This window comes from Phaeobacter cretensis (assembly GCF_047372505.1).
GTDB lineage: Bacteria > Pseudomonadota > Alphaproteobacteria > Rhodobacterales > Rhodobacteraceae > Phaeobacter > Phaeobacter cretensis.
In genome coordinates, this window is sequence record NZ_JBKBEU010000001.1 from 3,906,825 (window position 1) to 3,920,553 (window position 13,729).

At 56.2% G+C, this 13,729-nt stretch carries 9 protein-coding genes; 6 read left to right on the top strand and 3 right to left on the bottom strand.

Going from position 1 to position 13,729, the window contains the following annotated elements:
- Positions 1 to 36: 36 nt before the first annotated feature.
- Entirely contained in the window at positions 37 to 2,133 is a 2,097-nt protein-coding gene (locus ACEWZM_RS18465; RefSeq protein ID WP_414007838.1) for an ASKHA domain-containing protein, read from the bottom strand.
- A 628-nt stretch (positions 2,134 to 2,761) separates the two neighbouring features.
- Between ACEWZM_RS18465 and guaB the strand changes: the two genes are divergently transcribed.
- The 3 genes from guaB (at position 2,762) to ACEWZM_RS18480 (ending at position 7,904) form a co-directional block, all read left to right on the top strand.
- On the top strand, positions 2,762 to 4,210 hold the full coding sequence (gene guaB / locus ACEWZM_RS18470) for an IMP dehydrogenase (RefSeq protein ID WP_414007839.1): 1,449 nt from the start codon (positions 2,762 to 2,764) through the stop codon (positions 4,208 to 4,210).
- A gap of 72 nt (positions 4,211 to 4,282) precedes the next feature.
- On the top strand, positions 4,283 to 5,494 hold the full coding sequence (locus ACEWZM_RS18475; RefSeq protein ID WP_414007840.1) for an RsmB/NOP family class I SAM-dependent RNA methyltransferase: 1,212 nt from the start codon (positions 4,283 to 4,285) through the stop codon (positions 5,492 to 5,494).
- 94 nt (positions 5,495 to 5,588) lie between these two features.
- Positions 5,589 to 7,904 carry an ATP-binding response regulator gene (locus tag ACEWZM_RS18480; RefSeq protein ID WP_414007841.1) on the top strand — a complete coding sequence of 772 codons (2,316 nt, stop codon included), beginning with the start codon at positions 5,589 to 5,591 and terminating at the stop codon, positions 7,902 to 7,904.
- Between the two features lie 55 nt (positions 7,905 to 7,959).
- Here the strand turns inward: ACEWZM_RS18480 and ACEWZM_RS18485 are convergent, their stop codons facing one another.
- The gene (locus tag ACEWZM_RS18485) at positions 7,960 to 8,553 is read right to left on the bottom strand and encodes a gamma-glutamyl kinase (protein WP_414007842.1); all 594 of its coding nucleotides are present in this window, start codon (positions 8,551 to 8,553) and stop codon (positions 7,960 to 7,962) included.
- 204 nt (positions 8,554 to 8,757) lie between these two features.
- Between ACEWZM_RS18485 and recA the strand changes: the two genes are divergently transcribed.
- From recA to ACEWZM_RS18500, 3 genes are all read left to right on the top strand, one after another.
- On the top strand, positions 8,758 to 9,825 hold the full coding sequence (gene recA, locus ACEWZM_RS18490) for a recombinase RecA (RefSeq protein ID WP_414007843.1): 1,068 nt from the start codon (positions 8,758 to 8,760) through the stop codon (positions 9,823 to 9,825).
- Positions 9,826 to 9,991: 166 nt separating this feature from the next.
- Positions 9,992 to 12,643, top strand: a complete 2,652-nt coding sequence (gene alaS / locus ACEWZM_RS18495) for an alanine--tRNA ligase (RefSeq protein ID WP_414007844.1) — start codon at positions 9,992 to 9,994, stop codon at positions 12,641 to 12,643.
- Between the two features lie 91 nt (positions 12,644 to 12,734).
- Positions 12,735 to 13,022, top strand: coding sequence for a DUF1330 domain-containing protein (locus tag ACEWZM_RS18500; RefSeq protein WP_414007845.1), 288 nt, complete (start codon positions 12,735 to 12,737; stop codon positions 13,020 to 13,022).
- 86 nt (positions 13,023 to 13,108) lie between these two features.
- On the opposite strand, the gene ACEWZM_RS18505 is transcribed toward ACEWZM_RS18500, so the two are convergent.
- Positions 13,109 to 13,690 carry a VOC family protein gene (locus ACEWZM_RS18505; RefSeq protein WP_414007846.1) on the bottom strand — a complete coding sequence of 194 codons (582 nt, stop codon included), beginning with the start codon at positions 13,688 to 13,690 and terminating at the stop codon, positions 13,109 to 13,111.
- Positions 13,691 to 13,729 lie beyond the last annotated feature (39 nt).

Genomic DNA, 13,729 nt, shown 5'->3' on the forward strand with positions numbered 1-13,729 from the left:
CAAGCGGACAACGACCCTCTTACCGGCAAAATCGGCCTATCCGCGACGGCGCCGCCGACGGCGCCCGCCATCCTCACCACTATCGTTGCCACCGCTGTTAAAATTGACGTCGGGCAACGCCACGATGCTATTGAGGATCGGGAAAGGTTCAGCGGAGTTTGGGATCGCAGAGGCATTCACAAAATGCTCCTGGAACCTTGGCTCAACCGCGGTTTCGATCTTGTCGATCTGCTGGACGGTCGCCTCAATTTCGGCGCGCGCTTCGGTGTTTAGCAGCGCGATCCGTGCTCCAGTACCTGCCGCATTGCCTGCACTTGTCACCTTGTCCAACGGGCAATCGGGGATCATGCCCAAAACCATGGCATGTTTGGCCGAGATATGTGCGCCAAAGGCACCCGCCAAGATCACACGATCGACCTCATCGATACCGAATTTATCCATCAACAACCGGGCTCCGGAGTAAAGCGCTGCTTTTGCCATCTGAATGGCACGAATATCGGGATTGGTTACAGTGATGGTCGGTCCACCATCTGCTGATGCGTCCCACAGGAGATAGGCATTGGTACGCCCGTCCTGAATGCAGCGCGGAGTACCGGTTTGTTCAGCGGAGCCGATCAGGCCGGAGGCATCTAACAGCCCGGCCAGACGCATCTCGGCGATTGCTTCGATAATCCCGGATCCACAGATGCCGGTGATGCCCGTCGTGGCGACCGCCGCCGCAAACCCATCCTCGTTAGACCATAGGTCCGACCCAATGATGCGGAACCGAGGTTCCTTTGTGACGGGATCAATCTCGACACGCTCAATCGCTCCGGGGGCTGCGCGCTGGCCGCTTGAAATCTGCGCTCCTTCAAAAGCCGGACCAGTGGGGGAGGAGCAGGCCAAGACCTTCTCTTTGTTACCCAAGAGGATCTCAGCGTTGGTGCCCACATCGACGACCAGCATCAGGTCATCAGACTTATCAGGTGCCTCCGACAGGGCGACGGCTGCAGCATCGGCACCCACATGACCGGCGATACAGGGCAGCAGATAAACCCGTGCTGCCGGATGGATGTCCAGATCCAGCTCAGTGGCGCGCAGGCTCATAGAACCGGAGGTTGCCAGTGCAAAAGGGGCCTGACCCAATTCAAACGGATCTATGCCCAAAAACAGGTGGTGCATGACAGGGTTGCAGACAAACACTGCGTCAACGATCAATGCGCGATCAATCTCGGCTTGGTCAGCGATCTGTGCGAACAGGGCGTTCATTCCCTCGCGCACCGCACGGGTCATTTCCTGATCGCCACCAGTGTTCATCATGGCGTAGCTGACCCGGCTCATCAGATCCTCACCGAACCGGATTTGCGGGTTCATGATACCGGAGGAGGCGACGACCTCACCGGTTTTGAGGTCGCAGAGATGCGCCGCGATGGTGGTCGAGCCGAGATCAACAGCCAGGCCATAGACGGTACCATCGTAGTAGCCGGGCCAGATCTGCATGATTTGCGGGTGGTTGTCATCGTGACCTTGATGGACAGCAACGGTGACCGCCCATTTCCCTTTGCGCAAAGCCGGTTGCAGTTGCTGAAGGATACGCAGATCCGTCGCGACATTGCTCAGCTGCCACTGTTCCTCGAGCGCGGTGACCAGTCGTTCCAGATCTCCAGAGGGCTTGTGCATGTCGGGTTCCTCGACCTCGACATAATACAATCTGGCAGAGGGGTTCATGGTAATGTCGCGCACTTCGGCCCGTTTGCGGACCACCTGACGGTGAACCTGACTTTCAGGTGGAACGTCGATCACCACATCGCCCCGTACCTGCGCCTGACAACCAAGTCGTCGCCCGTCGATCAATCCGCGTTTGTCCTTGTAGCGTTGTTCGACTTTGTTCCATTCGGTCAGGGCATCTTGATCAACGGTGACACCGTGCTTGGAAAACTCACCGTATGAAGGCGTGATCTGACATTTGGAGCAGATACCACGCCCACCACAGACTGAATCCAGGTCGACCCCCAGCTGTCGTGCCGCTGTCAGGACCGGGGTGCCCACAGGGAAACGGCCGCGCTTACCCGAAGGAGTAAAGACCACCAGCGGATGGGTTGCGGGATCAGTTGCGGTCTCGCTCGTGATCTCTGTGACGGGATCGTTTGGCATGCCTGTACCTATCTTGCTTACGCGGTTTGGGCGGAGCATATGGCGTTTTCGGCGGGAGGAAAGGCGGCTCGCGTCATTTTTCGGTCTCGGGGCGTCATTTCTGTCTGGTTTTGGGCTTTGTTTTGTGACGATCGCAGCTTTCACAAAGAATGCGTAGAGTTCGCTTTCGCCGCTTGGCTCTTTTGGCAACTATCCGAGCCGACTATTTCCGAATTGCGCCACCACAGGCTCGCCAACGGCACCGGCTTGAACTCATTGCCCCTCCATTCCGTACTAATCATCCGCGAGTCAAGATTGCGCAACACCATCGCCGAGGAGCCTGGCGCTGCTGACATCAGCGCGGCGAGGTTGAGAATAACAAGTCCAGAGAGAGGAGGGGCCACGGCAGGCCGATGATGCGATCCACGCGTAAGCATGGTGACGGACTGAGCAATGGTCTGTCTTGATGCAAATCGGGCAAGCACGTTGCGGCTAAACGTCTGTCGTGATTGTTCGAGGTCACCGAGCATCAGTGCGCTGCAGGGTATTCACTTGCGATTCTCCCGTTTTTGCGGTTCGGCCTCTTTTCCCTCTTCGGCTTCTGTGCCATAGGGTCATCGCCAAACGGGGTTATGCATGGGGATGACAAATGCAGATTCGTGAGGCTCTCACATTCGACGATGTTTTGTTGGTACCAGCCGCATCCAGCGTGCTGCCAAACACGGCAGATACGCGCACGCGGGTGACTGGCGGGATCTCCCTTAACATTCCACTGCTCAGCTCAGCCATGGATACCGTGACTGAGTCTCGTATGGCGATTGCCATGGCGCAGGCTGGTGGTATGGGTGTCATTCACAAGAACCTGGACCTGGAAGAGCAGGCGCGTCAGGTTCGCCGCGTCAAACGGTTCGAGAGTGGCATCGTCTACAACCCCATTACCCTGACCGCGGATCAGACCCTGGCAGATGCCAAAGCGCTGCAAGAACGCTACCGCGTCACGGGATTTCCGGTGGTGGATAACGAAGGGCGCGTCGTCGGTATCGTGACCAACCGCGATATGCGCTTTGCCACTGATGACAATACACCTGTTTCGGTCATGATGACCTCTGACAATCTCGCGCTGCTGCATGAGCCGGCCGAGCTGGAAGAGGCCAAGTCAATGATGAAGGCGCGACGTATTGAAAAACTGCTGGTCACAGATCAGGATGGCAAGCTAACCGGTCTGCTGACCCTGAAAGATACAGAACAGGCCGTCTTGAACCCAACTGCGTGCAAAGATGACCTTGGCCGTTTGCGTGTGGCTGCTGCCAGCTCGGTTGGAGATAGCGGTTTTGCCCGTTCAGAGGCGCTGATTGATGCCGGTGTGGATATCGTTGTTGTTGATACCGCTCATGGCCATTCGGAAGGCGTGATCGATGCGGTCAGGCGGATCAAGGCGTTGTCATCGGCCGTGCAGGTTGTTGCGGGCAATGTTGCAACCGCTGCTGCGACCAAGGCCCTGATTGATGCCGGCGCTGACGCGGTTAAGGTAGGCATCGGTCCGGGTTCCATCTGCACCACACGTATGGTGGCCGGTGTTGGCGTGCCGCAGTTGACGGCGATTATGGATTGCGCCGGTAGTGCAGGGAATATCCCGGTGATCGCTGATGGCGGTATCAAATTCTCTGGTGATTTCGCCAAGGCAATTGCCGCCGGCGCGTCCTGCGCCATGGTTGGGTCGATGATTGCGGGCACAGACGAAAGCCCGGGAGAGGTGATCCTCTATCAAGGGCGCTCGTTTAAATCTTACCGTGGTATGGGCTCGCTTGGCGCCATGGCGCGTGGTTCGGCGGATCGCTATTTCCAGAAAGATGCAGCCAGCGATAAGCTGGTGCCGGAAGGTATCGAAGGCCAGGTCGCCTACAAAGGGTCTGCGGGCGCTGTGATCCATCAGTTGGTTGGCGGCCTGAGAGCAGCAATGGGCTACACTGGATGTGCCACCGTGGATGAGATGCGTAAAAACTGTGAGTTTGTCCGCATCACCGGTGCAGGTCTGAAAGAAAGCCACGTGCATGACGTGCAGATCACCCGCGAGAGCCCGAACTATCGCATCGGCTAATCAGCCAAATAGCCAAGGAGACGCCATGATCGCCTCATCTTTCACTGCAGAACACCGTTCAGAGGCCGGGATATGACCCCGGCCGCCCGCCGTCAGGCCGCTATCGAAATCCTTGATCAGATCCTGACCGGGCAACCTGCGGAAAAAGAACTGACGGCTTGGGCACGGCGGAGCCGGTTTGCGGGATCCAAGGACCGTGCTGCCGTACGGGATCATGTCTTTGGTGCGCTACGCTGTCTTCGGTCCTATGCGGCCCTTGGCGGTGGCGGCGGAACGCCGGTCGTGTCGGACGCCAACACCAGCGGGCGACAGTTGATGCTGGGCGCTTTGCGTGCAGAGGGTATCGATACCGATGACATATTCAATGGAGTTGGTCATGCACCTGCACCATTGTCACCCGCCGAACTGGCGGTGTTGAACAATACTCCTGAAATGGAGCGGCTCGAAGAGCTAAACATGCCGGACTGGCTCTGGCCTGCGTTTGAGGCCAGCCTTGGCGTCGATGCAGATCTGGCGGCACAGGCATTGCAACAGAGGGCTCCGGTGCATCTGCGCATTAACCGCCAACACTCCGACAGTGGTGACGCCGTGGAGCGGCTCGCGGATGCTGGCGTAGCTGCCGAACCACATCCTGCAGCGGAAACTGCGTTGACCATAACTGAGGGCGCGCGCAAGCTGCGTAACAGCGAGGCATATCTCGATGGATTGGTCGAGCTTCAGGACGCAGCCAGCCAAGCGGTGATAGAGTCGCTGCCGCTCTCAGATGGCCAACGGGTGCTCGATTTTTGCGCTGGGGGTGGCGGTAAAAGCCTTGCCATGGCATCCCGCGCTGATCTGAAAGTCTTCGCCCATGATATTGCGCCACAGCGGATGAAAGATCTGCCTGCGCGCGCAGAACGGGCAGGGGCTACGATTACCATACTCGGCACTGATGCGCTTGCTACTGGCGCGCCTTTTGACCTTGTTTTATGTGACGCACCTTGTTCCGGTTCCGGATCATGGCGCCGCGCGCCCGAAGGCAAATGGCGTCTGACGCAGACGCAGTTGGATAATCTGTGCGAGACGCAGGCTCAGATCCTGAAAGATGCCAGCCGCCTAGTCGCGCCTGGCGGCTCACTAGCTTATGCTACATGCTCGATGTTGACTGTGGAAAATCGCGCTCAGGTTGATGCGTTTGTCGCGGAAAGCCCCGAGTGGCAGTTGCAAGAGGATCACGGCTGGCATGTCCACACCGGCACCGATGGGTTCTATGTTGCTGTATTGACCCGTTTAAGCGACGATTGAGTGGCTTAGACGGGCTTTAGGTCTCGTGGTCTTAACCCAGTTTTAACCTAATTCGTCTCGATATAAGCAGAACTAATTCATCGAGGGAGCCGCAATGAACGGTCGCCACGCTTCACCCGTTCCCCAATTGCGCGTCTACACGCCGGAACATGCCCGCTTGGCGGCGGTTCTGGTGCTGTCGGCTATGGTAATTACGGCACCTTGGCTGTTGAAGACCCCTGATTGGATCACCCGAGGGTTGGTGGCTGTTGGCCTGACTTTGGTCGCCGTAGCCCTATTGATGCTGGTTCAAGCCCGTACCCGACTGCGCGCCCGTGCGATGGCATCAGCACTTCTTACAGGGTTCATCGACAAGGATGCGACAGCGACCTTTGTGTGTGATGATGACGGTGTGATCCATGCCTCTAACGGTGCGGCGATGAAACGGTTTGCCGATGCAGACACCGAAACGCTGGCTGGCACCTTGCGGTCTATTCTTGCTAATCCGTCTGCAGTTTTGTTCCGCCTGCAAAGCCGAGCCCGCGTCGATGGAGCAGCGCGCGAGGATATCGTAACCCGTCGCGGACATGTCCGACTGGCGGTGCACCAGATGCAGGGCGGCAGCTTCCTGTGGCGGGTTGAGGAGGTTTCGGACCGTCCAACCGCAAGCCGTGGTGCTGATGCGGTGCCCATCCCGATGCTGACTGTCGGCCGGACCGGTGCCGTTCTGTTCATGAATGAAGCGGCCCGCAACCTAATTGGTGAGCGGGTCAAATCCACCGATCGGCTCTTTACATCGCTGCCGATCCTATCTGGCCAGATCAATACAATGAGCACCAAGACTGGGCTTGTTGAAGTTTTGGTTTCTGAAAAGAACCGCAGCCAAGGCCGCAGTGAGCTGTATTTCCTAGAGCTGGACGCGAATGAGGCCTCGGTAGGGCAGGCCCCACTGGAGAGCTTGCCGGTACCGTTCGTCAAGGTGGACGCAACGGGCACACTCCTGTCGTCAAATAAACTTGGAATGCACCTTCTTGGTATAAGTTCCAGCGCCAATTTGAATATTGGTCAACTGATGGATGGTTTGGGCCGCCCAATGGCGGACTGGCTGCGTGATACGGCAGAGGGGCAGGCACCGCACAAATCCGAGTTCCTACGCCTGACACGCCGCGACAAGGAAGTCTTTGTTCAGGTGACCCTGACCCGGATCATCGAAGATGGTGAAACGGTATTGATCGCAGTCCTGAATGACGCGACCGAATTGAAAACCTTAGAGGCGCAGTTTGTTCAGAGCCAGAAGATGCAGGCCATCGGACAACTGGCGGGCGGTGTGGCACATGATTTCAACAACCTACTGACCGCTATTTCCGGGCATTGTGACCTATTGCTGCTTCGTCATGATCAGGGCGATCAGGATTTTGGCGATTTGATCCAGATCCACGAGAATGCCAATCGGGCTGCGGCTCTGGTCAGCCAGCTGCTTGCATTCTCACGCAAGCAGACCTTGCAGCCAGAGGTTTTGGATGTTCGCGATACCCTCTCTGATCTGACGCATCTATTGAATCGGTTGGTGGGTGAGAAAGTCACGCTCACACTGAGCCATGATCCGGTCATGCGCTCCATCCGGGCCGATAAACGGCAGCTGGAACAAGTGCTGATGAACCTAGTGGTGAATGCACGGGATGCGATGCCACAAGGCGGTGAAATCCGGATCGAAACCGAAGCCGTGGTCCTGAATGAAAAACTGGAGCGCAACCGTGCGGTCGTGCCTGCAGGTGACTGGGTAACCGTAAAGGTCTCGGACGAAGGTGTCGGTATCGCTCCGGACAAGGTGCAAAAGGTTTTTGAGCCGTTCTACACAACCAAACGCACGGGCGAAGGGACGGGCCTAGGTCTGTCAACGGCTTACGGCATTATCAAACAGACCGGCGGTTACATCTTTGTGGACTCGATCAAAGATCAGGGAACCCAGTTTACGCTGTATTTCCCGGTCAATACCCACGTCGAAGCCGAATCTGCTGCCTCAATCGCGGTTGACGTGGCCGCCAAACCTGTTGCGGCCCAACATGGCGAAGGGGTTGTGCTCCTGGTCGAAGACGAAGCCCCGGTACGCGCCTTTGCGTCGCGCGCATTGCGGATGCGTGGGTATACAGTTCTTGAGGCCGAATCTGCCGAGGATGCGCTGCGTACACTTGAGGATCCGGGGCTGACCGTAGACGTCTTTGTCACTGATGTCGTGATGCCTGGGATGGATGGTCCGAGCTGGGTGCGCGAGGCTCTAAAGACAAGGCCTGATACGCGTGTTGTGTTTGTCTCTGGCTATGCAGAAGGCGCTTTTGGTGACGCAGAGCCATCGGTGCCAAATTCGGTATTCCTGCCGAAACCGTTCTCGCTAAACCAGTTGACAGAAACAGTCCACGAACAGCTGCACTGATACTTGGCACCATCATGGCCTCCAAACACCGTATGGCGGTCCAAATATCCGACGTTCAGTTTAGACTTTCATAAAGCTCAAACTCAGAGGCGCGCTTGCGCCTGACGATCTCAAGAACATCAATGCTAGGCTGCAGATCGGCCTTGGGGCTGACATTCAGCCGCGGCGGGGCAATCTGGGTCTGTAGGCGGTCTTGTAAGAACCCATGTAGAGCATCGGGTGTTTCATAGCGGAACAGATGCGTCACGGCGCAGCCATTGGGTTGCGGTTCCAGAAACTTGGCCTGACTGCCGACATCAGCGTGGGCAGGGGGCTTGCCCTTGCAAGCATCACGCAGAAAGTCATCAAAGCTGATATCGATGGTGCTGTTTGGATGACCACGCAGATCACTGCGTTGTCGATACCGGTACCAACTGCCAAGCCAGCTTATGGGCTCGCGCATAACTGCAATCAGGTCCATTTCAGCATCACAGACCTTGGCCAACATCGGCCGAATCCAGCGATTGTAGCGATATACCGGTGCGTGTTTCAGCTGTGGCGGGTTGGAAAAAACCATGTCCGCGCGTGACATAAGTGCGGATTGATAGGCCGTGGTGCCAGTTTTTGGCACGCTGAGAAGCGCAAGTCGTTCCTTGAAAAAGATCAGCATACCGTGAAAAACCCGCAGCGAAAATTGTGGTTCACCCTTGGATAACACTCTCTTAACCCTCTTGGCCACCAGATCAGATCAGGAGTGGCCACGTATGATTGTTGTTGCAATGTTCTCTTTTTGATCTCATATAGAACAAGAGGTGAACAAAGCAGTGATTGCCGCCCGCTCGCGGGTGTGACACATAGAAAGGGACAAGGGACTATGGCGGATCTTTTGACCATGAAAGACAATAAGAAGAGCGGCGACAAACAGAAGGCGCTTGATAGTGCACTGGCGCAGATTGAGCGGCAGTTCGGCAAGGGCTCAATTATGAAGCTGGGCGATGGTAATCCTCTGAGCGAGATCGAGGCTTCCTCGACTGGTTCTCTGGGATTGGATATTGCGCTTGGCATCGGCGGCCTGCCTATGGGTCGTATCGTTGAGATCTATGGCCCGGAAAGTTCGGGTAAAACCACGCTAACGCTGCATTGTATTGCTGAGCAGCAGAAAAAAGGTGGCGTCTGCGCCTTTGTGGACGCGGAACATGCACTGGACCCGCAGTACGCTGCAAAGCTGGGTGTGGATCTGGATGAGCTATTGATTTCACAGCCAGACACTGGCGAGCAAGCGCTGGAGATCACGGATACACTGGTCCGGTCGGGGGCCGTGAATATGGTCATCGTCGATTCCGTTGCCGCACTGACCCCAAAGTCAGAGCTTGAAGGTGATATGGGCGACAGCAATGTTGGTGTGCAGGCCCGATTGATGAGCCAGGCGATGCGCAAACTGACAGGTTCGATCAGCCGTTCCAAATGTATGGTCATCTTTATCAACCAGATTCGGATGAAGATCGGTGTCATGTTTGGCTCGCCAGAGACAACAACCGGCGGCAATGCGTTGAAGTTCTATTCTTCCGTCCGCTTGGACATCCGCCGTATCGGCGCGATCAAGGATCGGGACGAGGTTGTTGGTAACGCAACACGCGTTAAGGTTGTGAAGAACAAGGTGGCCCCACCGTTCAAACAGGTTGAATTCGACATCATGTATGGCGAAGGCATTTCAAAAATGGGCGAGCTGCTGGATCTTGGTGTCGCAGCCGGGGTTGTTGCCAAATCAGGTGCCTGGTTCTCTTACGGGGACGAACGCATCGGGCAGGGGCGTGAAAATGCCAAAACCTACCTGCGTGAAAACAGCCATATTGCCTTTGATATCGAGGATAAGATCAGGGCAGCGCATGGGCTGGATTTTGATCGCCCTGAGGGCGCGGACGACGATATCCTGGAAGCCTGATCCCGGGTCTACTGGATTTAGGCAAGAAAATCAGACCAAATCAGGGCGCGGTGACCTCCGCGTCCTTTTTTCATGTCGGCTTTCCGCGCCGCAGCGCTGGACAGGCACTCTGGTGCCGGATACATCTTCCCGAAACGCTGAGACAGCCAGCAGAGAGATCCCGAATATGCCGACGCTCAATGACATCCGCTCTACTTTTCTGAACTACTTTGCCAAGCAAGGTCACGAGGTCGTGTCCTCCAGCCCGCTGGTGCCGCGCAATGATCCCACCCTGATGTTCGCAAACTCAGGCATGGTGCAGTTCAAGAACCTCTTTACTGGGGTCGAAACCCGAGACTATAGCCGCGCAACAACTTCGCAGAAATGTGTGCGCGCGGGTGGTAAGCACAACGATCTCGACAACGTTGGCTATACAGCGCGTCACCACACGTTCTTTGAAATGCTAGGGAATTTCTCCTTTGGCGACTATTTCAAGGAAGAGGCGATCCCTTTTGCTTGGGAGCTGATTACCAAGGAATTTGGAATCGACAAGACCAAGCTCTTGGCTACCGTCTATCACACAGATGACGAAGCGTTTGAGATCTGGAAGAAAGTCGGCGTGCCCGAAGACCGGATCATCCGCATCGATACCTCAGATAATTTCTGGCAGATGGGTCCGACCGGTCCCTGTGGTCCCTGCACCGAGATTTTTTATGACCACGGCGATCATATCTGGGGTGGCCCTCCGGGCAGCGCGGACGAAGATGGTGACCGGTTCATTGAAATCTGGAACGTCGTGTTCATGCAGAACGAGCAGTTTGAAGACGGTTCGATGAAGGCGCTGGACATGCAGTCGATCGATACCGGAATGGGGCTGGAACGGATTGGCGCACTGCTGCAGGGCAGTCATGACAACTATGACACCGACCTGTTCAAGGCATTGATTGAAGCATCCGCGGATGTGACCAATGTAGACCCATACGGTGATCAGAACGTACATCATCGGGTGATCGCCGACCATTTGCGCTCGACTTCCTTTATGATGGCCGATGGCGTGATGCCGTCGAATGACGGGCGCGGGTATGTTCTGCGCCGCATCATGCGCCGTGCGATGCGCCACGCGCATCTACTGGGAGCCAAAGATCCGGTTATGCATCGTTTAGTTCCGGCGCTTGTGCAGCAGATGGGCGCTGCCTACCCCGAGCTGGGGCGTGCTCAGCCAATGATCGAGGAAACGCTACAGCAAGAAGAAACACGTTTTAAGCAGACGCTCGATCGTGGCCTGAAGTTGCTGGATGATGAACTGGCAGATCTGGACGAGGGAACACCGCTGCCCGGTGCGGCGGCTTTCAAACTATATGACACCTTTGGCTTTCCGCTTGATCTGACGCAGGATGCTCTGCGTGAAAAGGGCCGGACCGTTGACACCGACGGATTTGACAGCGCCATGTCCGAGCAGAAGGCGAAAGCCCGCGCTGCTTGGTCTGGTTCAGGCGAGGCAGCCGACAGCACGATTTGGTTCGATATTGCAGATCAGGCAGGCGCAACCGATTTCCTCGGCTATGAGACCGAAGTCGCCGAAGGCCAGATTATGACCTTGGTTGCTGACGGCGAACAGGTTGCCGAGGCCGGCGAAGGTAGCGAGGTTCAGGTGATCCTGAACCAGACGCCATTCTATGCAGAATCCGGTGGTCAGGTTGGCGATAGCGGTCTGATCCGTGTCGATAGTGGCCTGCTTCGGGTTACAGAGACACGGAAGTCTGCTGGCGTCTTTATTCACATCGCCAAGGTGGAGAGCGGCATAGTGACCAAGGGGTCAGCAGCCCAGCTTGAGGTGGACCACGCCCGCCGCACGGCAATTCGTGCCAATCACTCGGCCACACATCTTCTGCACGAGGCTCTGCGTGAAGCACTGGGTGACCACGTTGCGCAGCGCGGCTCGCTCAATGCAGATGACCGCCTACGGTTTGATTTCAGCCACAACAAAGCCCTGAGTGTCGAAGAGCTGCGTCAGGTCGCCGTTGATGTGAATACATTCATTCGCCAGAACACCCCGGTTGAGACACGTATCATGACACCTGATGATGCCCGCGCATTGGGTGCGCAAGCGTTGTTCGGTGAAAAATACGGCGATGAAGTCCGCGTGGTCTCAATGGGTGAGGCCGCAACTGGAAAAGGTCAGGATGGCAACACCTATTCAATCGAACTCTGCGGCGGCACCCATGTTCGCCAGACTGGTGACATTGGTACCTTTGTGATCCTCAGCGACAGCGCGTCATCTGCTGGTGTACGCCGGATCGAAGCCCTGACCGGTGCCGAAGCTTTTGCTCATCTTGATCGCGAAGCCTTGCGGATGGCCGAGGTTGCTAACAGCCTCAAGGCGCAGCCTGATGAGGTGATGGATCGTCTGAAGGCGCTGATGGATGAGCGTAAAGCCTTGCAGAACGAGGTTTCACAGCTGAAACAACAGGTTGCTATGGGCGGTGGCTCTGGTGGCGGAGCTGAGACAAAAGAGATCGGCGGTAAGACATTCCTTGGCCAGGCGCTTGAAGGTGTCTCTGGTAAGGATCTACGCGGATTGATTGATGCGCATAAGCAGAAGATCGGTTCTGGTGTTATCCTGCTGATCGCGAATGACGGTGGTAAGGTCGCTGTTGCTGCTGGTGTCACTGATGATCTGACCGGCGACGTATCTGCGGTTGATGTCCTGAAAGCGGCTGTTCCGGCAGTTGGTGGTAAGGGCGGGGGCGGTCGTCCCGATATGGCGCAGGGTGGCGGTAAAGATTTTGCTGGCGCTGAGGGTGCGATCAAAGCGGCAGAGGCTTTACTTGCAGGCTGAACCGATTGTTGATCGTTAGGTCAAAAAATGCTTGGCCTTTCCAGCAAAACCCGTAACTTGCTGGAAAGATTTCTCGAAAGGATCACATCTGATGCCCGCACTCTGGATTGCGCATGTCACGGTTACCGATGCCGATGCCTATGGCAAATATGCCGAACTGGCAGGTCCTGCCGTCGCCAAACATGGTGGTGAGTTCATTGCCCGTGGTGGCCGTTTTGTGCAACTGGAGGGCAAAGAACGCCCGCGCAATGTGGTCGCACGTTTCCCGAGTGTTGATGCCGCCGTTGATTGCTACAATAGCCCGGAATACCAAGAGGCTCTGAACCATGCGCGCGGGGCTTCCGAGCGTGAGCTGATGGTGGTTGAGATCACTGAGTAAGCTCATCTGTATGATTGGTATTGTAAGAGAGCGGTCTTCGGCCGCTCTTTTTGTTTAAGATATTTTGATAAACGACGATTGCGCGTTCAATACGGGTTTCGCGGTGCGCGATCTTCCGACAGGCTTTGCTGTCGCTGAGTGACCAGGCGCTCAATTGAATCGGCCAGATGTTTTTCCGCAATATTGTAGTCACCGGCTGCGACGCGAATGCGGTGCGCCTCAATCATGACGTCAGCGTGGGTACATCCATTTGGGGGTTCAAATTTGTAGCAGGCCAGTTCGATCATTAGGCCCATTGGGTCTTTGAAGTAGATCGAATCCATGAAGCCACGATCTTTGGGACCGGAGTGGCTAATCCCGCGTTCTGCCAGCCGTTCGGTGGCCAGGCTGAAGGTCGCCCTGGCTACGTTGAACGCCAGATGATGGACGCAGCCAGGATCTGTGGGCGTACGACGTCGGTTAGGATTGCGGGTTTCGTTGGTGAATACGGTGATCAGGCGACCATCACCCGGATCAAAATAGAGATGCCCTTCGTCTGGATCATCCAGATTGGGCTGGTCAAAGATGAAGGGCATACCCAGAACGCCCTCCCAGAAATCAATGGATGTCTGCCGGTCGGCACCAGTCAAGGTGATGTGATGGACGCCTTGAACCTGTAGTTTGCGCATACGATTGTAACCTTGGGTAAGTGTTTGTTTTACCTAGGA